Origin of the sequence: Streptomyces sp. B21-105, from assembly GCF_036898465.1 — a bacterium.
In the GTDB taxonomy this organism is placed as follows: Bacteria; Actinomycetota; Actinomycetes; order Streptomycetales; family Streptomycetaceae; genus Streptomyces.
Genome location: NZ_JARUMJ010000001.1, coordinates 3,258,206 through 3,276,807 on the forward strand (window position 1 = coordinate 3,258,206; position 18,602 = coordinate 3,276,807).

Genomic DNA, 18,602 nt, shown 5'->3' on the forward strand with positions numbered 1-18,602 from the left:
CCTCCATGCAACGAAACGTCACGGAAACACGCGTGTGCACTGGAGGAAACGCAATGCGGTGACCCTCTGACGAGCCCCCGCATCGTTGGAGACATCGTGACTCTGGCCGCCGCCCACGTGAACACCGGCGACACAGCCTGGCTGCTCGCCGCCACCGCCCTCGTCCTGCTGATGACCCCGGGACTGGCCCTCTTCTACGGCGGCATGGTCCGCACGAAGAGCGTCCTCAACATGCTCATGATGAGCTTCGTGTCGATCGCCCTGGTCACGGTGGTGTGGCTGGCGGCCGGCTACTCCCTCGCCTTCGGGAAGGACGCCGGCGGCGGCCTCATCGGCGGGCTCCAGCACGCCGGGATGGCCGGCCTCGGCCCGGACAGCGTCCAGGGCACGGTCCCGACCCTCCTCTTCGCCACCTTCCAGCTCACCTTCGCGATCATCACCGCCGCGCTGATCAGCGGCGCCATCGCGGACCGGGCGAAGTTCGCGGCCTGGCTGGTCTTCGTGCCGCTCTGGGCGCTGCTCGTATACGTTCCCGTCGCACACTGGGTCTGGGGCCCGGGCGGTTGGATCCTCGACCGGCTCGGCGCGCTGGACTTCGCGGGCGGCCTGCCCGTCGAGATCACGTCCGGGGCCTCCGGTCTTGCGTTGTGCCTGGTCCTGGGCCCGCGGCTGGGCTTCAAGAAGGACGCGATGCGGCCGCACAACCTGCCCATGGTGATGCTGGGCGCGGGCCTGCTGTGGTTCGGCTGGTTCGGCTTCAACGCCGGTTCCGCGCTGGGCGCGAACGGGCTGGCGGCGGCGGCCTTCCTCAACACGCTCGCGGCCGGCTGCACCGGCCTGCTGGGCTGGCTCTTCGTCGAGCAGCAGCGCGACGGCCACCCGACGACCCTGGGCGCGGCCTCCGGCGCGGTCGCGGGCCTGGTGGCGATCACGCCGTCCTGCGGCTCGGTCTCCCTGCTCGGCGCCCTGGCCGTGGGCCTCGCCGCCGGCGTCGTCTGCTCCTACGCGGTGGGCTGGAAGTTCAAGCTGAACTACGACGACTCCCTCGACGTCGTGGGCGTGCACCTCGTCGGCGGCGTCATCGGCACGCTCCTGATCGGCGTCTTCGCCGTGGACACCATGACCGGCGGCCCCGAGGGCCTGCTGTACGGCGGCGGGTTCGGGCAGCTCGGCAGGCAGCTGGTCGCGGTGATCGCGGTCGCCGCCTACGCCTTCACCGTGACCTACGGCATCGGCAAGCTGCTCGACCGCACGATGGGCCTGCGCGCGGACGAGGACCACGAGCACACCGGCCTGGACCTTACGGTGCACGCCGAGACGGCATACGATCACGGCGTCCTGGGCCACGGCGCCCCGGTCTCCGCGCACTCCGTCCCCTCCGCCCAGAAGGTCAAGCCACACGCTTGACTTCCTCCCCCGCCTGAAGGCGGGGGAGTCCAGCGGTCGCCCGCTGGGGTTCCTGCTTCACCGACGACCGCCCCCTTCGGGAGGACTCCCGTTGAGGTCTTACACCGTCTCCACAGGCAGACGCCGCCAGCCCGGCGGCCAGAATGTTGCGTGCCGCGTTCACGTCGCGGTCGTGCACGGCACCGCAGTGCTCGCACGTCCACTCGCGCACGTTCAACGCCATCTTCGCCGCGAGCGTGCCGCAGGCCCCGCACAGCTTCGAGCTGGGGAACCACCGGTCGACCACGACGAGCTCACGCCCGTACCAGGCGCACTTGTACTCCAGCATGGAGCGCAGGTCCGTCCAGGCCGCATCGGAGACGGCGCGCGCGAGCCTGCCGTTCTTGAGCAGGTTGCGGACGGTGAGGTCCTCGATCACGACCGTTTGGTTCTCGCGGACGAGTCGAGTCGACAGCTTGTGCAGGAAGTCGCGGCGCCGGTCGGCGATCCGCGCGTGAACTTTGGCGACCCTGCGCCGGGCCTTCTCCCGGTTCGCCGACCCCTTCGCCTTGCGCGACAGCTCCCGCTGCGCCTTGGCGAGGCGGGCGCGGTCGCGGCGCTCGTGCCGGGGGTTGGTCACCTTCTCCCCGGTGGACAGGGTCACCAGGGAGGTGATCCCTGCATCGACGCCGACCGCGTTCGTCGTGGCCGCAGCCGCAGCGATGCGGTCGTCGCACAGCATCGAGACGAACCAGCGTCCCGCGGCGTCGCGGGACACCGTCACCGTGGTCGGCACCGCACCCTCGGGGAGCGGACGCGACCAGCGGATGTCCAACGGCTCGGCCATCTTGGCCAGAGTCAGTCGCCCCTCGCGCCACGTGAAGGCGCTGCGGGTGTACTCGGCCGACGCCCGGGACTTCTTCCGGCTCTTGAAGCGGGGGTACTTCGCCCGCTTGGCGAAGAAGTGGGTGAACGCCGTCTGCAGATGGCGCAGCGCCTGCTGGAGCGGAACGGAGGACACCTCGGCCAGGAACGCCAGTTCCTCGGTCTTCTTCCACTGCGTGAGCGCGGCGGAGGACTGCACGTAGGAGACACGGCGCTGCTCGCCGTACCAGGCCCGCGTCCGCTCCTCCAGCGCCTTGTTGTAGACGAGGCGGGCGCAGCCGAACGTGCGCGACAGCTCGGCTGCCTGCGCGTCCGTGGGGTAGAAGCGGTACGTGAACGCCCGCTTGACCTGCTGCGCCATGCCTCACACGATATCAACTTCCCTGTGAGCAGCGGCTGTTGGCCGGTGGCACCGGTGAAGCGCCGGTCCGCCCTGCCGCCGAACCGGCGTCCACTGGCATGCTCCGCAGGAGCCTCGTTTCCCCCCGCAAGCGGGAGGTACCCCCGCCCCTGCCTGAAGGCAGGGGCACCCATGAAGGAGAGACCCGATGAAGCTCATCACCGCGATCGTCAAGCCCTACCGCCTCGACGAGGTCAAGACGGCCCTGCAGGAGCTCGGCGTGCACGGGCTGACCGTGACCGAGGCCAGCGGCTACGGCCGGCAGCGCGGCCACACCGAGGTGTACCGGGGCGCCGAGTACCAGGTCGACCTGGTGCCCAAGGTCCGCATCGAGGTCGTCGTCGAGGACGCGGAGTCCGAGGCCGTCATCGACGCGATCGTGCGGGCCGCGCACACCGGCAAGATCGGCGACGGCAAGGTGTGGGCGCTGCCGGTGGAGACGGTCGTCCGGGTCCGCACGGGCGAGCGCGGTCCGGACGCGCTCTAGCCTCCGGCGGTCTGGCCGATTCTCGTCGGCGGGTGAGCGGGGGCCTGTCGCGCCCCGCGGCGGAGCCGTATGACGCCGGCGCCCCGCACCCCGTCGGGGCGGCTTCGCCGGCGGCGTCGGATCAGGAGCCACACCCCTGCGGCGATGCCGGCCGCCGCGACCGCCAGGACCAGCCACGGCGCCGCCACGAACGACGCGGTCGCCGATTCCTGCGTCCTCGTGGCCGTCGCCGTCAGCTTCACGTCCGCCCGGTCGAGGTGGGGGGCGTCGGTCCAGCGTTCGGTGAGGCGGACGCGCTGGCCGGGCAGCAGCTGGGAGGGGACCTTCGTCAGACGGCGGTCGAGGAGCGTGCGGCCGAACAGGCCCCGCGCCGTCAGCCGCACCTTCGGATCGAGGGTCACGTTGCCCGTGTTGTGCAGGGTGTAGGAGATCGTCGCGGTGCTGTCGCCGAAGCCCGGGACCAGCGGCTGGTGGTGGCTGATGTGGACGTCCTCGACGGCGAGCGCGGGCACGGTGGGGCCGCCGACCTGGAGGTAGACGCGGGCGGCGACCGCCCGCTGCACGCCGAGCGCGACCGAGCCGTCGCCCCGCTCGACGCGTTCGTCGAGGGCGACGACGGCCCCCGGATGGTCGCCCGGCTCGGCGCCCTCGGGCACCCGGACGGTGAACGGCACGGTGACGGTCTTGCGGCCGGGCACGGTGATCCGGTCCCGCGACAGCTCGGCCCACGCGCCCACGCCCCGCATCCGCTCCCCGAGCGACCTGACGGCGAACCCGCCGTCGCGTGCGGTGTTGTAGGCGTCGGCCGCGTACAGCCGGAAGGTGAGGGGCGCATCGGTCTTGTTGGCGACGACGACCTTGTCCTCGATCGTCTGGCCGGGATCCGCGGAGACGTAGAAATAGGGCCGCGCGGCGACGGCCGAGGCGACGGGGTACACGGACCAGCTGCCGTTGTCGGCGGCCCGTGCGGGCGAGGGCGCGGCGAACAGCAGGCCCAGCAGGAACGGCAGGAGGAGGACGTACGGCTTGCGCATGGGTGCGGACCCCCCACGTACGGGCTGCGGCGGCTGGGTGGACGGGCGGGTGCGGACCTGTGGGGCGGGCGCCCGGCCACCGGTGGACATGGTGCGTGGGATCAGCTGAGCGTGAGGGTCAGGACGCCGGCGTAGGCGCCCGGAGGCGTGAACGACGGTACGTCGAGGGACAGTTGGGCATTGGCGGTGAACTCGCCGCCGGTGGCCGTGCCGTCGGGCGTGGACGCCAGGGTCGCCCCGGATGCGCCGACGGTGCCCGCCGAACCGGCCTGACAGGTGCTCGGGCTGCCCGCCTTGGTGGTGCACGCGGGCGTCCAGCTCAGCCTGCCGGCGTCGATCTTGGCTCCGGAGCCGCTGAAGTCGGTGACCTTGCCGGTCAGGGACCAGCCGGCGGGTCCGCCGCGGAAGTCCTTGACGGTCACCGTCTGCAGGGCGCCGGTCGAGGCGCCGCCCTGGCCGAACTCGACCCCGGACAGCTGGACGGCGTCCCCGGCCTGGGACATCGACAGCGTGCCTGCGCGGACCGTGGTGGTCACCTTCTGGCTGCCGTCCGGCACGGGCTGGTCGTCGATGACGACGTACGCGACCGGTCCGGCGCCGAGGTCGGCGCTCCAGGCGCTCCCCTCGTACGCCACCACGCCGTTCGTGGTGAGGTCGCTGACGACGAGAGAGCCGGAGATGTTCCCCTGCCCGTTCGCGGTCACGGTCGCGGTGTCCGCGGTCTGGGCGGATCCGGACCGGCCGGCCAGGGTGACCGACGCGCCCGGCGTGAAGCCGCTGCCGGTGACCGCGACGCTCGCCCCCGGGCTTCCGGAGGCCGAACCCAGCTGGATGGCACGGGTGTTGGCCGGCGGGTTGTCCGCCGCGGTGACCGTCTCCGACACCGGGGCGGGCGGGTCGGTCACCGTGCAGGGGGTGTCCAGCTCGAGGATGTAGCTGGTGTGAATGTTGTAGTCGCCGGGCGAGAGGGTGATCGCGCCGGGGCTGGTGACGGTGAAGGTGCCGGTCATGGAGAACGACGGGAAGGCGCCCTTGCCGGGCACCGGGTCGTTCTTCTTCGGGCCCGTCACGGTGATGCTGCCGGTCTGCGCGCCGCCGAGGGTGACACTGCCCGTCGGCGTCATGATGTCGGCCGGCAGGGCCAGGTCGGTGGGGTTGCTCGCGGCGGGCGAGACCACCGTGTACGTCACGGTGACGGTGTCGCCGACCTCGGGCGCGGTGTCGTCCACCGTGATCCGGGCGGTGGTGGTGCCGTCGATCGGCGGGATGCCGGCGATGGGCGGCGGGACGCAGTGCGTGGGGTAGCTGACGTCGGTCGCGGCGCCGGCCGGACACGCCAGCGCCCCGCCCGCGGTGACCGCGAGCGCGGTCGCCCCGAGCAGTGACGCCCAGTGCCGTCTTCGGGAACTGCGGGGTGTCGAACCCATTGGTGCCCCCTCCTCCAGGGTGCGGGCGCAGCGGCTCTTCTGCGCCGACAGGGGGCATTGAGGTGCGGATCGCGCGAGAAGTCAATGGAAACGAGCCAATGAACTGATGGACCGTCAGCTTCCCGCTGCAGCAGAAGAACTGACGGCCCGCCCGTGCGGTTTCCGACCGCTATCAGTCGTAGAGGAACGGACCCGGCGCCTGCGGCCCGGTCGCCTTGCAGGTGACGGTGATCCCGAAGATGATCATCTTCAGCGAGCCGCCGTTGATGTCGAGACCGTCTCCGGAGGCCACGGTCCCGTTGAGCGGTCCGACCGTGATCGGCGCGCCGGTCGCCATGGCGGGGTTCACCGCGCCGCTGAAGACCCGCGCGGGTCCGGTCGAATTCGCCATCGTGAGCGTGGAATTGATGCTGTTGGCGCTGATCGGGATCGGCGCGGTGATCGCGCTGGAGGTGAGGGTGAGGGTGGCGGAGGTACCGCTCTGGGTGGCCGTGAGGGTGGCCGCCCCGCCGCCGAAGAGACCGCAGGTCGCGGTGAACGTGGCCGTCGCCGGGGTGACGGCGGCGGCAGAGGGCGCGAACGCCAGCCCGGTGACCGCGAGGGCCCCGGCCAGCATTGCCGCACCTGATCCGATTCGCTTGCCTCTCATGGGGTTTCCGGCTCCTTCCCGGATGTGGGGAGACGGACGGCCGGAACGGAACGGTGGGTGCGGACACCGGTGCCGGTGGGGGTGAATCTGACGGTCCGTCGGAACTTACGGTCTCATTGACCCGGGAGGAACGGGGGACGGCAAGGCCGAATTCCGGCCGAGTTGGGCGCGGTGACTTCGCCGCCCCGGCCGGGACGGGTGGGTCGGGTGGGTCGGGTGGGTCGGGAGGAACGGTGGGCCACCGGAGGTCATCAGGGTCCTCAAGGTCCTCAAGGTCCTCAAGGTCCTCAGGGTCCTCAGGGTCCTCAGGACGGGACACGGGGCCGCCCCCGGGGTGCCTCAGCCGGCGGAGACGGTGAGCCGGACCGTTCCGTCCGGTGAGGCCAGCAGCACCGGGGTCCCCGGCCCGCCGAGATCGCGCACGGCGGCGAGGTCGTCCCCGGCCGCCTCCTCCGCCGACGTCACCACCGCCGCCGCCTCCAGCGACCGCGCGCCGGACGCCACGGCCATCGCCACCGCCGTCCGCAGCGCGCTCAGCCGCAGCGACGGCAGATCCACCGTCCCGGCGACATACGTGCGTCCGGTGTCGTCGCGGACGGCGGCTCCCTCGGGCACGTCGTTGCGGGCCCGCGCGGAACGGGCCAGGGTGACGATCTTGCGGTCCTCGGGGTCGAGCGCGCTGCTGTCGGTCATGCCCCGAGCATACGAAGAACCGGCGTGCCGACGGCGGCGGCCCCCGACGAGACGGCGACCACGCAGCCGCGGGGAGGCCTCAGGAACGGTCGAGACGGCCTCAGGAGCGGTCGAGGCGCAGCCGCTCGGCGCGTGGCAGACCGGCGACGACCAGGTCGTACGAGTCCTCGACCAGCTCCCGGACCAGGCCGGCGGAGAGATCACCGTCCACCGTCACGGTGTTCCAGTGCCGCTTGTTCATGTGGTATCCGGGCGCGATCAGGCCCGGATGCTCGCCGCGCAGCCGCACCGCGTCCTCGGGGTCGCACTTGAGGTTGACCTTCAGCGGCCGGTCGGCCGTCCAGCTCAGCGCGAACATCTTGCCCAGCACCTTGAAGACCGAGATCTCCGGCCGGAACGGGAAGTCCTCCTGCGCCGCGTTGAACGACAGGCAGAGGGCGCGCAGCTCCTCGGGGGTCACCCGGTCTCTTCCTCCTCCGACGGCACGGCGGGCTCCACCGGCCGCACCGGCTCCACCAGCACCGTCACGATCTTGTTCCGGCGACCGGCCGCGGACTCGGCCGTCAGCCGCAGCTTCCGCCCGTCGGGCAGCTCGACCTCGGAGGACGCCCCGGCGATGGGCACCCGGCCGAGGGCCTTCGCCAGCAGGCCGCCGACGGTCTCCACGTCCTCGTCGTCGTACTCCTCCAGGCCGTACAGCTCGCCCAGGTCGGTGATGTCGAGGCGGGCGGTGACCCGGTGACGGTCGTCGCCCAGCTCCTCCACCGGCGGGAGCTCGCGGTCGTACTCGTCGGTGATCTCGCCGACGATCTCCTCGAGGATGTCCTCGATGGTCACGATGCCGGCCGTGCCGCCGTACTCGTCGATGACGACGGCCACGTGGTTGCGGTCCTGCTGCATCTCCCGCAGCAGGTCGCCCGCGTTCTTGGTGTCGGGGACGAAGACGGCCGGCCGCATCGCCGTCGACACCAGCTCGCCCTCGGCGTCCCGGCTGATGTGCGTCTTGCGGACCAGGTCCTTCAGATACACGATGCCGACGATGTCGTCCTCGCTCTCCCCGGTGACCGGTATCCGGGAGAACCCGGAGCGCAGGGCGAGGGTGAGGGCCTGCCGGATGGTCTTGTAGCGCTCGATGACGACGAGGTCGGTCCGCGGCACCATGACCTCGCGCACCAGGGTGTCACCGAGTTCGAAGACCGAGTGCACCATGCGGCGCTCCTCGTCCTCGATCAGCGACTCCTTCTCCGCGAGGTCGACCAGCGCCCGCAGCTCCGCCTCGGAGGCGAACGGACCCCGGCGGAAACCCTTGCCGGGGGTGAGCGCGTTGCCGATGAGGATCAGCAGCGACGGGATCGGGCCCATGATCCTGGCCAGCGGCAGCAGCACGTACGCGGCCGCCGTCGCCGTGTTCAGCGGGTGCTGACGGCCGATGGTGCGCGGCGAGACGCCGACCGCCACGTACGACACCAGCACCATCACGCCGATCGCGGCGAACAGCGCCGGGGCCGTGCCGTCGATCTCCTGCAGGCACTCGTAGGTGACCAGCGCGGCGGCCGCCATCTCGCACGCCACCCGGACCAGCAGCGCCACGTTGAGATAGCGGGTGGGGTCGGCGGCGATCTGCGCGAGCTTGGCGCTGCCGCGCCGCCCGGACCGTACGGCCTCCTCGGCGCGGAAGCTGGACACGCGCGCGAGGCCCGCCTCCGCGCAGGCTGCGAGCCACGCTACGACGACCAGGGCGATCGCGCCGGCGATGAGGGTGGGGCTCATGAGACGGTCGGCGCCGGCGACGGACCGGTCAGGCCCTTCTCGGCCCGCCAGCCGTCCACGATGGCCGCCTGAAGGCCGAACATCTCGGCCTTCTCGTCCGGCTCCTCGTGGTCGTAACCCAGCAGGTGCAGCACCCCGTGGACCGTGAGCAGTTGCAGCTCCTCGTCCATGGAGTGCTCCGTGGGCGCTTCCTTGCCCTGCCGCTCGGCGACCTCGGGACACAGCACGATGTCACCGAGGAGGCCCTGCGGGGGCTCGTCGTCGTCCTTCGACGGCGGCCTCAGCTCGTCCATCGGGAAGGACATGACGTCGGTCGGCCCCGGCAGGTCCATCCACTGGATGTGCAGCTGCTCCATGGCGTCGGCGTCCACGACGATCACCGAGAGTTCGGAGAGCGGGTGGATGCGCATCCGCGCGAGCGCGTAGCGGGCGATGTCGAGGACCGCCTGCTCGTCGACCTCGGTTCCGGACTCGTTGTTGACGTCGATCGACATGGCGCTGCTCGTCTACTTCCGCTTGTTACGGCCGCCCTGGTGGGTGCCGTTCTCCGTACCGTTGTGGCTGTCGTACTTCTCGTACGCGTCGACGATACGGCCGACCAGCTTGTGCCGGACGACGTCCTGGGACGACAGGCGGGAGAAGTGCACGTCGTCGACGCCCTCGAGGATCTCCTGGACCTGCCGCAGGCCCGACTTGGTGCCGTTCGGCAGGTCGACCTGCGTCACGTCACCCGTGATCACGATCTTCGAGTCGAACCCGAGCCGGGTCAGGAACATCTTCATCTGCTCGGGGCTCGTGTTCTGCGCCTCGTCCAGGATGATGAAGGCGTCGTTGAGCGTGTTGTGCGTCAGCAGATAGTCCGTGGTGACGTAGAGGGAGTCCTCGGCGGCCACCTGGATGCAAACGGTCTCCTCCCGACCGGCCGGCTCGATCGAGTCGATGAACCGCATCGGGCGTCCGCCGCCTCCAGACGCGATGTACTTGTCGCGCTTGCGAGCGAGGCGGAAGGGCTCGATGCCTTCAGGGAGGCGGATGTCGACGACGTGGGCGTCACGGCGATGCACGACTTCCCGCCCGCCCGCAAAGCCCGGTTCGCGGCCCTCCGCCGGCCTGCGGCGGGTGTACGCGACTCCGCCCAGCGACTGCACGAGCGCGATCACGTCGTCGCGGAGCAGGATCGATGTCGTCGTGTACTGAATGCGGCAGGTGCGGTCCTTCTGCGTGACGGGACCGCCGTCGGAGTCGAGCAGGCCCTGCAGGACGGCCAGTCGGACGTCGGCCGAGTTGTACAGGTAGTCGTCAGGGACGAACTTGGTGTGCGAACGGGTGCGCAGCAGGTCCATCTGGCGCAGAGCCCGTGTGACGGGATTCTCCAACGTGACCACGTCACCCGGAGACTTGATCCGGTTGAGGACGTAGTCGGGTCCGCTCGTGTGTCGCACCACGACACCGGGAAGCGCGCCTTCCAGCGCCTCGGCCAGCTCCGGATCTTCCGTGGCGAAGGACGGCGTCATGGAGCCGGTGAGGCACCCGTCACCCAGCAGCAGCCCCAGCGCGTAAGGGTCCATCGGGACCTCACGCTCGGGGAAGCACACCGGTGCCGTGAGCGTCGGCAGCTCGTACCGGCGCGCGTGCGCCGCACGCAGGTTGCCGATCATCTCCTGGGTCTCCAGGACCCGCCAAGGCTTGTTGCGGCGCACATCGGCGCGTGTCCTGACTGTCCACAGATGCTCACCGCAGCACAGAGTCCAGGAACCGTCCTGGGCCGTAACGCGGTAGATGTCCCGCTCCCCCTGCGGGTAGACACCAAGGACCGGCGTCGGCTCACCATTCGAGCCGATGACCAAGTCACCGACCTCAAGGTCGCCCATAGGGCGCCAGCCGTCTGGCGTCAGCACGTTCGTGAACACAGGTTGACTGCGGCCCCGCATGTATGCCAGCGGGGCCACCTCGATCGTGCCCGAGGCCATCAGCTTCGGGATCGAGTCCGGGTCCAGCATGTCGTGCAGCGCGTCGTAGAGCGGGCGCAGGTAGGGGTCGATCTTCTCGTAGAGGGTGCCCGGGAGGAAGCCGAGGCGTTCGCCGGCCTCGACCGCGGGGCGGGTCAGGATGATGCGGTTGACCTGCTTCGACTGCAGGGCCTGGACCGCCTTGGCCATGGCCAGGTAGGTCTTGCCGGTGCCCGCGGGGCCGATGCCGAAGACGATCGTGTGCTTGTCGATCGCGTCGACGTACCGCTTCTGGTTGAGGGTCTTGGGTCTGATGGTGCGGCCGCGCGAGGACAGGATGTTCTGCGTCAGAACCTCGGCCGGGGTCTCCTGGCCGTCGTTCGTCCCGTTCTCACTCGCCCGCAGCATGGCGATCGAGCGTTCCACTGCGTCCTCCGTCATCGGCTGCCCGGTGCGGAGCACCAGCATCATCTCGTCGAACAGGCGCTGGACAAGGGCGACTTCCCGAGGGTCGCCGACCGCGCTGATCTCATTGCCCCGGACGTGGATGTCGGCCGCCGGGAAAGCCGTCTCGATCACGCGCAGGAGGGAGTCTCCGGATCCCAGCACGGTCACCATGGGGTGCTGGGCGGGAACGGTGAACTGTGCTCTCGCCTTGCCCTGCGCGGGCGTGTGAGCTGTCGGTGTGTGAGTCATAGGCCGGCCCGAAGGCCTCTACGTCCTCCCGGATACGTCTCGCCTGCCACAAGGGCGGCCTGGCGGTTCAAGGGTACGCCAGGGGGCTGACAACGCCCCAGCGCTTTTGTCATGTGCCGGTGGTCGTGCCGAACGGCCGGCGGTCAGGCCGAACGGCCGAAACCGATCGTCGGCACCGCCCTGCGCAGCGGCCACGGGGCGGCCTCCGCCGCCGGGAGCAGCGCCGGCAGCAGACCGTCCAGGAACGCGTACCGGTGCAGCGCCTCGGGGTCCTGGCCGTCGACCGACTGGACCCTGCGCCACCAGGCCGCGATCTCGGACCAGCCGGGGGCGGAGAGCGAGCCGCCGAACTCCTGCACGGACAGGGCCGCCGTGAGGCCGGCGAAGGCCAGCCGGTCGGCCAGCGGCCACCCGGCCAGGGTGCCGGTGACGAAGCCGGCCACGAAGACGTCCCCGGCGCCGGTGGGGTCGAGGGCCTCGACGGCGATGGCGGGCACCTCGGCGCTCTCGCCCGTCGCACGGTCCACCGCGTACGCGCCCTCCGCGCCGAGGGTGACGACCGCGAGCGGGACGTGTTCGGTGAGGGCGTGCGCGGCGGCGCGGGGGCAGTCGGCGCGGGTGTAGCGCATGGCCTCCTGCGCGTTGGGCAGGAACGCCTCGCAGTGCTCCAGGTCGGCGAGGCCGGCCAGGTCCCAGGCGCCGGTGTCGTCCCATCCGACGTCGGCGAAGACGCGGGCGCCGCGGCGGGCGGCCTGGGCGATCCAGGGGGCGCGGATGCCGGGGGTGAGGGAGGCGACGGCGGCGCGGGCGTGCGGCGGGCACTCGGGCGCCGGCTCCTCGGGCGGCGGCTCGTGCCCGTGCGAGACCATGGTGCGTTCGCCCTCGTAGGCCATGGAGACGGTGACCGGGGAGTGCCAGCCGGGGACCGAGCGGGAGGGGGTCAGGTCGATGCCCTCGCCCTGTTCCAGGGCGTCCCAGCAGTACTCGCCGTAGTGGTCGTCGCCGAAGGCCGCAGCGAGGGAGGTGCGCAGGCCGAGGCGGGCGAGCGCGGTGGCCATGTTGGCGACGCCGCCGGGGCTCGAGCCCATCCCGCGCGCCCAGGACTCGGTGCCGCGGACCGGGGCGGAGTCGAGCCCGGTGAAGATGATGTCGAGGAAGACGGTCCCGGTGAGGTAGACGTCCCACGGCGGATCGTCGGCGGTGCGCCGCTCCCCCAGCGGGTCGACCCGGGCGGCCCGCCGCCCCTGACCCGGGTGGCCGTTCTGGCCGGTGTGGCCTGTGTGGCCGGCATGACCGGCGTGGCGGTCCTGGCCGGCGTGGTCGGTGTCGCCGTTCGGGCCGGTGTGGCCGGTATGACTCTTCGGGTCGGTGTGGCGGTGGCGTCCCTCTCCGGTGGACGCGTTGGACGCGGTCACGGTGCGCTCCCTGACGTGGTGCCGATCTGGCCAGTGTGCACCACGGTGCGGACACCGCGGGGTCCGTCACGCCCGGGGCGGCACGGCCTACCCGCCGGTACGCGACGCCCTCGGCCTGCCGCTCCGGCGTGTCGTGGGGTCGCCCGGAGGGGTGGCCGGTCGCGCGACGCGCCGCGTGTCCCGCGCGGGGGCGCCGGTCACCAGCGCGGCATCGCCGGCGTCACCCAGTCCGGGTCGGCCACGCGCATCGCCGCCGCGTCGTCGCGGTCGCGCAGGGCGCCGTCGTCGTCGAGCCAGCGCCGGTGGAGGAAGGCGAGCCGGTCGTGGTCGAGTGCGACGCCGAGGCCGGGCGCGTCGGAGACCGCGACCTTGCCGTCGTCGAAGGTCAGCCGTTCGGTGAGGACGTCCTCCGACTGCCAGGGATAGTGGGAGTCGCAGGCGTGGTGGAGGTCGGGGACGGTGGACGCCACGTGGGTCATGGCGGCCAGCGAGATGCCCAGGTGGGTGTTGGAGTGCATGGAGACGCCGACGCCGAACGTCCGGCAGATCGCGGCGAGTTGCCGGGTGTTGCGCAGTCCGCCCCAGTAGTGGTGGTCGGACAGGACGACCTGGACGGCGTCGCGGCCGAAGGCCTCCTTGATCTCGGCGAACGTCGTCACGCACATGTTGGTGGCGAGCGGCACGTCGGTCCGCGCGGCGACCTCGGCCATCGCCGGGGTGCCGAGCGCGGGGTCCTCGAGGTATTCGAGGAGTCCGCCGATCTCCCCGGCCACCTTCAGCGAGGTCTCGACGGACCAGGCGCCGTTGGGGTCGAGGCGCAGGGGGCGCCCGGGGAACGCCTCGGCGAGGGCGCGTACGGCGGCGATCTCCTCGTTCGGCGGGAAGACGCCGCCCTTGAGCTTGAAGGAGGTGAAGCCGTGGCGCGCGGTGAAACGGCGGGCCTGTTCGACGATCCCGGCCGGGTCGACGGCGGCGCCCCAGTCGTCCTTCTCCGCGGGCACGCCGTCGGGGTGGTCGGCCCACTTGTAGAAGAGGTAGGCGCTGTACTCGACCGCGTCGCGCACCTTGCCGCCGAGCAGCGCGTGCACGGGGAGGCCGAGCGCCTTGCCGAGGGCGTCGAGGCAGGCGACCTCGAAGGCGGAGACGACGGACAGGCGCAGTTTGTCGGCGGTCTGGACGCCGCGGAGCCCGCCGACGTCGACCTGCCCGGAGGTCCGGGAGCCGTCGACGTCCACCTCGTCGGCGAGCGTGAACAGGCCGTTCAGGTCCAGGGCCTGACGACCGATCAGTTTCGCGGCGTACGGGCGGGCCAGTTCCAGGTACTTGGTGTCGCCGTACGTCTCGCCGACGCCGGTGGTCCCGTCGGCGGTGACGACCTCGACGATCAGCCGGGGGGTGTACGGCTGGTGCACGCCCTGGGTGTTGAGCAGGGGCGGGTCGGCGACCAGGATCGGGGTGAGGCGGACGTCGGTGATCGTGAGGTTCACAGTGTGGCTCCTACGAGGGCGAGGCCGGCGGTCAGGAGGGTCCGGAGCTCGTCGAGGTGGGCGGGTGAGGGGTCGGTGAGCGGGGCGCGGACCGGGCCGACGGGCCGGCCGCGCAGCCGGGCGGCGGCCTTCACCAGCGACACGGCGTATCCGGGCACCCGGTCGCGGAGTTCGACGAGCGGGACGTAGAAGTCGCGCAGCAGCCGGTCCGCCGCCTTGTCGTCCCGGTCGCGTACGGCGGCGAAGAAGGCGTTCGCGATCTCCGGGGCGAAGGCGTGGACGGCGGAGGAGTAGGCGGGGACGCCGACGGCGGCGTAGGCGCGGGCCTGGATCTCGGCGGTGGCCGCGCCGTTGAAGAAGAGGAAGTCGTCGGGGGCGGCGAGGGTGAGCCGCTGGAGGCGGTCGAGGTCGCTGTGGCCGTCCTTGAGGCCGACGACGGTCGGGAGGGCGGCGACGCGTCTGAGGGAGGCGACCGTGAACGCGACCTGGCCGCGCTGGTAGGCGATGAGGGGCAGCCGGGTGCGGGCGGCGATCTGCTCCAGCTGCGCGACGAGGCCGTCCTGCGGGGCGGCGACGAGGTAGTGCGGGAGGACGAGGAGGGCGTCGGCGCCGGCTTCCTCGGCGATGCGCGCGAATCGGACGGCCTGGGCCCAGCCGTAGCCGATGCCGGCGACGACGGGCGCCCGGCCGGCCGCCTCCTCGACGGCGATCGTCACCACCTGCCGGTACTCGTCCTCGTCGAGGGAGAAGAACTCGCCGGTGCCGCAGGCCGGGAAGAGGGCGCCGGGGGCGGTGGCGAGCTGAGCGGCGACGTGCGCGCGGAAGCCGTCGGGGTCGAGGGAGCCGTCGTCGTGGAAGCTCGTGAGCGGGAACGACAGCACCCCCTGCGCCATGCCGTTCCGCAGGCGTCGGACCGTGTCCTGGTCGGGGCTCACCGTCACCATGTCCCGCCATCTCCCTATGTAGACGTCATCCATGTATGCAGATGGAGGTTAGATACACGAACGCCGCTCGTCAATGGAGCCGTGCCCGCCCTTACGATCGGCTCATGCCGGAGACAGGGGAGACAGCGGAGACGGGGGGCGTGCGGGAGGTGAAGTCCGCGGCGCGCACGGTCGAGCTGCTGGAGCTGCTCGCGGCGCGCGGCGACCGGCCCGCGCGGCTGCAGGAGCTCGCGGACGAGCTGGGCGTGCCGCGCAGCTCGATGTACGCGCTGCTGCAGACCCTGATCAGTCGCGGCTGGGTGCGCACCGACGTCACCGGGTCTCTCTACGGCATCGGCATCCACGCCCTGCTGACGGGCACGAGCTATCTCGACTCCGACCCGCGGGTGCGGCTGGTGCGCCCCTACCTCGACGAGGCGTCCGAGGCGCTGGGCGAGACGATCCACCTGGGGCGGCTGGACGGCCGGGGGGTCGCGTATCTGGCGACGCGCGAGTCGCACGAATACCTGCGCACGATCAGCCGGGTCGGCAGACGGCTCCCGGCGCACGTCGGCGCGCTCGGCAAGGCACTGCTGGCCCAGCGGCCGGACGAGGAGCTGCCCGACGGTCCCTACGAGGCGCTGACCCCGCACTCCCACACCAGCAGGCGCGCCCTGCTGGCGGATCTCGCGAAGACACGGGAGCGCGGTCACTCCGTGGACCGTGAGGAGGGCGTCCTCGGCATCGTCGGCTTCGGCTTCGCCCTGCGCTACGACACTCCCGCGCAGGACGCGATCAGCTGCTCGGTACCGGTGGCCCGGCTGACGCCGGAGCACGAGGAGCGGATCGTGACGGTGATGCGGGAGATCAGGGCCAAGATCGAGGCGACCGCGCCGGGCTCCGCGGGCGCGGGCGACTGGCGTTAGCGTGCTCAGAAACGCCCTCGGCTGCCGCTCCGCCGTCCCCGGCACACCGGATCAGAAGACGTAGGCGTCCACCTCGGCGAGGTAGCGTGCCCGCCGCTCCTCGTCGTCCTCCAGGAACGAGGCGACGAAGGAGTTGCGGGCCAGCTCGCGCAGCCGCTCCTCGTCCAGGCCCAGGGCGGTGCGCACGGCGTCGAAGTTGTCGCCGGCGTAGCCGCCGAAGTAGGCGGGGTCGTCGGAGTTGACCGTGCACAGCAGCCCGGCGTCGAGCATGGCTGGCAGCGGGTGCTCCGCCAGCACGTCGACGGTCCGCAGCCGTACGTTGGACAGCGGGCACAGCGTCAGCGGGATCCGCTCCCGCACCAGCCGCTCCACCAGCGCCGGGTCCTCCATGCAGCGCAGCCCGTGATCGACGCGCTCGACGCCGAGGACGTCGAGGGCCTGCGTGATGTACTCCGGCGGGCCCTCCTCACCGGCGTGCGCGACCCGCCGCAGCCCGAGCGCGGCGGCGGCCTCGTAGACCTCACGGAACTTCACCGGCGGGTGCCCGACCTCGGCGGAGTCCAGTCCGACGCCGGTGATCCGGTCGAGGTGCGGCTTGGCCGCATCCAGCGTCGCCAGGGCCGACTCGGCGGACTCGTCGCGCAGGAAGCAGAGGATCAGCCGGGTGGAGATGCCGTGCCGGGCCTCGCTGCGGCCCAGCGCCCGCCACAGGCCCTCCACCACGGTGGCCATGTCGACCCCGCGGGCGAGGTGCGCCTGCGGGTCGAAGAAGATCTCCGCGTGCCGCACGCCCTGCGCGGCCGCCCGGGCGAGGTAGGCCTCGGCGAGGTCCTCGAAGTCCCGCTCGGTGCGCAGGACCGTCATGAGCTCGTAGTACAGGTTCAGGAAGGACTGCAGGTCCTCGAACCGGTACGCCTCGCGGAGCTCGTCGGTGTCGGCGTAGGGCAGCGCGATCCCGTTGCGGGCGGCCAGCGCGAACGCCAGCTCCGGCTCCAGGGTTCCTTCGATGTGCAGGTGCAGTTCGGCTTTGGGGAGGGGCATCAAAGCATCGTACGGCCGTTTCAGCGCCGTTTCGGAACCGGGACCCGCTGGAGGTCGTGGGCGACGGTCAGCTCGCCGTCGAACCCGGCGGCGCGCGCCTGCCGCTCGAACTCTCCCCCACTCTCGGCTCCGCTCGAGCGGGAGGTGCCCCCACGCTCGGCGTAGCGCTGGCTGAAGTGGGTGAGGACCAGATGCCGTACCCCGGCGTCCCGGGCGACCCGGGCGGCCTGACCGGCGGTCAGATGACCGTGGTCCACGGCGAGCCGCTCGTCCTCGTCGAGGAAGGTCGACTCGATGACGAGCAGGTCGGCGCCCTCGGCGAGGGCGTGCACGCCGTCGCACAGCCGGGTGTCCATCACGAACGCGAACCGCTGTCCGCGGCGGACCTCGCTGACGTCGTCGAGCGAGACCCCGCCGAGCGAGCCGTCGCGCTGGAGACGGCCGACGTCGGGTCCGCCGATGCCGTGCGCGGCGAGCCGTTCGGGCAGCATGCGGCGGCCGTCGGGTTCGACGAGGCGGTAGCCGTAGGACTCCACCGGGTGCGACAGCCTGGCGGTCTCCAGCCGGTAGGAGGCGGCGGTGGCGAGCGGCCCGTCCGTGTCGACCGGCGCCTCGGTGATGCCGACGGTCTCGCGGTAGGCGGTGGAGTAGCGCAGCCGCTCGAAGAACCGCTGCCCGGAGCGCGGGTAGTGGGCGGTGACCGGATGCGGCACCTGGTCCAGGTTGATGCGCTGGATGACGCCGGCGAGGCCCAGGGAGTGGTCGCCGTGGAAGTGGGTGACGCAGATCCGGTGGATGTCGTGCGCGGCGACCCCGGCGCGCAGCATCTGGCGCTGGGTGCCCTCGCCCGGGTCGAAGAGGAGTCCCTCGCCGTCCCAGCGCAGGAGGTATCCGTTGTGGTTGCGGTGCCGGGTGGGGACCTGGCTGGCGGTGCCGAGGACCACCAGTTCGCGTACGGACACGGCGGCCTAGCCGGGGGGCCAGTGCAGACCGCGGCCGCCGAGGACGTGCGCGTGCGCGTGGAACACGGTCTGGCCGGCGCCCGCGCCGGTGTTGAAGACGACGCGGTAGCTGTCCAGCTTGTCCTCGTCGGCCACGGCCTGGGCCTCGCGCAGGAGGTCGGCGGTGAGGGCCGGGTCGGCGGCCGCGAGGGCGGCGGCGTTCTCGTGGTGCGCCTTCGGGATCACCAGGACGTGGGTGGGCGCCTGGGGGTTGATGTCCCGGAAGGCGACGGTCGTTTCGGTCTCCCGCACGATCGTCGCCGGAATGGTCCCCGCGACGATCTTGCAGAACAGACAGTCGTCCTGCGCTTCCCCTGCCATGCGGGTTCCTCCTCAGCCGGTTGATCAGTACGGGGGCATGGTAGCGGGGGACCGCGTCGCACCGGCCCGTGCGGGCGGCGCGGGTCGCGGTCCCGGTCAGGGCGGTACGGGC

The 18,602-nt window shown here is 71.8% G+C and carries 18 protein-coding genes; 3 read left to right on the forward strand and 15 right to left on the reverse strand.

The window, feature by feature from the left end:
* Window positions 1–96: 96 nt before the first annotated feature.
* Complete coding sequence (locus QA802_RS14695) at window positions 97–1,407, forward strand: ammonium transporter (protein WP_334522195.1); 1,311 nt, start codon at window positions 97–99, stop codon at window positions 1,405–1,407.
* On the opposite strand, the gene QA802_RS14700 is transcribed toward QA802_RS14695, so the two are convergent.
* Window positions 1,391–2,632, reverse strand: coding sequence for an RNA-guided endonuclease InsQ/TnpB family protein (locus tag QA802_RS14700; RefSeq protein ID WP_334522198.1), 1,242 nt, complete (start codon window positions 2,630–2,632; stop codon window positions 1,391–1,393). The two genes, QA802_RS14695 and QA802_RS14700, sit on opposite strands and share 17 nt — an antisense overlap.
* Window positions 2,633–2,819: 187 nt before the next feature.
* On the opposite strand from QA802_RS14700, the gene QA802_RS14705 reads away from it, so the two are divergent.
* On the forward strand, window positions 2,820–3,158 hold the full coding sequence (locus QA802_RS14705; protein WP_057574732.1) for a P-II family nitrogen regulator: 339 nt from the start codon (window positions 2,820–2,822) through the stop codon (window positions 3,156–3,158).
* Here the strand turns inward: QA802_RS14705 and QA802_RS14710 are convergent.
* The 11 genes from QA802_RS14710 to QA802_RS14760 form a co-directional block, all read right to left on the reverse strand.
* Entirely contained in the window at window positions 3,155–4,192 is a 1,038-nt protein-coding gene (locus QA802_RS14710) for a WxL protein peptidoglycan domain-containing protein (protein WP_334522201.1), read from the reverse strand. The genes QA802_RS14705 and QA802_RS14710 overlap by 4 nt on opposite strands.
* Before the next feature lie 101 nt (window positions 4,193–4,293).
* On the reverse strand, window positions 4,294–5,619 hold the full coding sequence (locus QA802_RS14715) for a beta-xylosidase (RefSeq protein WP_334522204.1): 1,326 nt from the start codon (window positions 5,617–5,619) through the stop codon (window positions 4,294–4,296).
* A gap of 172 nt (window positions 5,620–5,791) precedes the next feature.
* Window positions 5,792–6,268: a hypothetical protein gene (locus QA802_RS14720; RefSeq protein WP_334522207.1), complete on the reverse strand. Its 477-nt coding sequence runs from the start codon at window positions 6,266–6,268 to the stop codon at window positions 5,792–5,794.
* 339 nt (window positions 6,269–6,607) lie between these two features.
* Complete coding sequence (locus tag QA802_RS14725) at window positions 6,608–6,961, reverse strand: cytidine deaminase-like protein (RefSeq protein WP_334522210.1); 354 nt, start codon at window positions 6,959–6,961, stop codon at window positions 6,608–6,610.
* A gap of 100 nt (window positions 6,962–7,061) precedes the next feature.
* Window positions 7,062–7,421: an MmcQ/YjbR family DNA-binding protein gene (locus QA802_RS14730; protein WP_334522213.1), complete on the reverse strand. Its 360-nt coding sequence runs from the start codon at window positions 7,419–7,421 to the stop codon at window positions 7,062–7,064.
* A complete protein-coding gene (locus QA802_RS14735; RefSeq protein ID WP_319168468.1) occupies window positions 7,418–8,731 on the reverse strand; it encodes a hemolysin family protein in 1,314 nt (437 codons plus the stop codon). The genes QA802_RS14730 and QA802_RS14735 overlap by 4 nt, the downstream gene beginning before the upstream one ends.
* The gene (gene ybeY, locus QA802_RS14740; RefSeq protein WP_057574725.1) at window positions 8,728–9,225 is read right to left on the reverse strand and encodes an rRNA maturation RNase YbeY; all 498 of its coding nucleotides are present in this window, start codon (window positions 9,223–9,225) and stop codon (window positions 8,728–8,730) included. Before ybeY ends, QA802_RS14735 begins: the two co-directional genes overlap by 4 nt.
* A 12-nt stretch (window positions 9,226–9,237) precedes the next feature.
* Window positions 9,238–11,376, reverse strand: coding sequence for a PhoH family protein (locus tag QA802_RS14745; protein ID WP_334522216.1), 2,139 nt, complete (start codon window positions 11,374–11,376; stop codon window positions 9,238–9,240).
* A 143-nt stretch (window positions 11,377–11,519) separates the two neighbouring features.
* Entirely contained in the window at window positions 11,520–12,593 is a 1,074-nt protein-coding gene (locus tag QA802_RS14750; RefSeq protein ID WP_334534640.1) for a carbohydrate kinase family protein, read from the reverse strand.
* Window positions 12,594–12,988: 395 nt separating this feature from the next.
* A complete protein-coding gene (locus QA802_RS14755) occupies window positions 12,989–14,278 on the reverse strand; it encodes a glucarate dehydratase family protein (protein WP_334522219.1) in 1,290 nt (429 codons plus the stop codon).
* Complete coding sequence (locus QA802_RS14760) at window positions 14,275–15,222, reverse strand: 5-dehydro-4-deoxyglucarate dehydratase (protein ID WP_334534642.1); 948 nt, start codon at window positions 15,220–15,222, stop codon at window positions 14,275–14,277. Before QA802_RS14760 ends, QA802_RS14755 begins: the two co-directional genes overlap by 4 nt.
* Window positions 15,223–15,326: 104 nt before the next feature.
* Here QA802_RS14760 and QA802_RS14765 point away from each other — a divergent pair, with 104 nt between their 5' ends.
* Entirely contained in the window at window positions 15,327–16,127 is an 801-nt protein-coding gene (locus tag QA802_RS14765; protein ID WP_334522222.1) for an IclR family transcriptional regulator, read from the forward strand.
* Between the two features lie 51 nt (window positions 16,128–16,178).
* Here the strand turns inward: QA802_RS14765 and QA802_RS14770 are convergent, their stop codons facing one another.
* Genes QA802_RS14770 through QA802_RS14780 form a run of 3 tightly spaced genes read right to left on the reverse strand, consistent with a single transcriptional unit; the run spans window position 16,179 to window position 18,490 of the window.
* Window positions 16,179–17,168: an adenosine deaminase gene (locus QA802_RS14770; protein ID WP_334522225.1), complete on the reverse strand. Its 990-nt coding sequence runs from the start codon at window positions 17,166–17,168 to the stop codon at window positions 16,179–16,181.
* 20 nt (window positions 17,169–17,188) lie between these two features.
* Window positions 17,189–18,130, reverse strand: coding sequence for a ribonuclease Z (locus QA802_RS14775; RefSeq protein WP_334522228.1), 942 nt, complete (start codon window positions 18,128–18,130; stop codon window positions 17,189–17,191).
* Between the two features lie 6 nt (window positions 18,131–18,136).
* Window positions 18,137–18,490, reverse strand: a complete 354-nt coding sequence (locus tag QA802_RS14780; RefSeq protein ID WP_334522231.1) for a histidine triad nucleotide-binding protein — start codon at window positions 18,488–18,490, stop codon at window positions 18,137–18,139.
* Window positions 18,491–18,602: the final 112 nt, after the last annotated feature.

Bases quoted from the DNA above. Each gene is read 5' to 3' on its own strand.
- QA802_RS14700 (WP_334522198.1), bottom strand. From the start codon at position 2,632: ATGGCGCAGCAGGTCAAGCGGGCGTTCACGTACCGCTTCTACCCCACG.
- QA802_RS14705 (WP_057574732.1), top strand. From the start codon at position 2,820: ATGAAGCTCATCACCGCGATCGTCAAGCCCTACCGCCTCGACGAGGTC.
- QA802_RS14710 (WP_334522201.1), bottom strand. From the start codon at position 4,192: ATGCGCAAGCCGTACGTCCTCCTCCTGCCGTTCCTGCTGGGCCTGCTG.
- QA802_RS14715 (WP_334522204.1), bottom strand. From the start codon at position 5,619: ATGGGTTCGACACCCCGCAGTTCCCGAAGACGGCACTGGGCGTCACTG.
- QA802_RS14720 (WP_334522207.1), bottom strand. From the start codon at position 6,268: ATGAGAGGCAAGCGAATCGGATCAGGTGCGGCAATGCTGGCCGGGGCC.
- QA802_RS14725 (WP_334522210.1), bottom strand. From the start codon at position 6,961: ATGACCGACAGCAGCGCGCTCGACCCCGAGGACCGCAAGATCGTCACC.
- QA802_RS14735 (WP_319168468.1), bottom strand. From the start codon at position 8,731: ATGAGCCCCACCCTCATCGCCGGCGCGATCGCCCTGGTCGTCGTAGCG.
- ybeY (WP_057574725.1), bottom strand. From the start codon at position 9,225: ATGTCGATCGACGTCAACAACGAGTCCGGAACCGAGGTCGACGAGCAG.
- QA802_RS14745 (WP_334522216.1), bottom strand. From the start codon at position 11,376: ATGACTCACACACCGACAGCTCACACGCCCGCGCAGGGCAAGGCGAGA.
- QA802_RS14760 (WP_334534642.1), bottom strand. From the start codon at position 15,222: ATGGTGACGGTGAGCCCCGACCAGGACACGGTCCGACGCCTGCGGAAC.
- QA802_RS14765 (WP_334522222.1), top strand. From the start codon at position 15,327: ATGCCGGAGACAGGGGAGACAGCGGAGACGGGGGGCGTGCGGGAGGTG.
- QA802_RS14770 (WP_334522225.1), bottom strand. From the start codon at position 17,168: ATGCCCCTCCCCAAAGCCGAACTGCACCTGCACATCGAAGGAACCCTG.
- QA802_RS14780 (WP_334522231.1), bottom strand. From the start codon at position 18,490: ATGGCAGGGGAAGCGCAGGACGACTGTCTGTTCTGCAAGATCGTCGCG.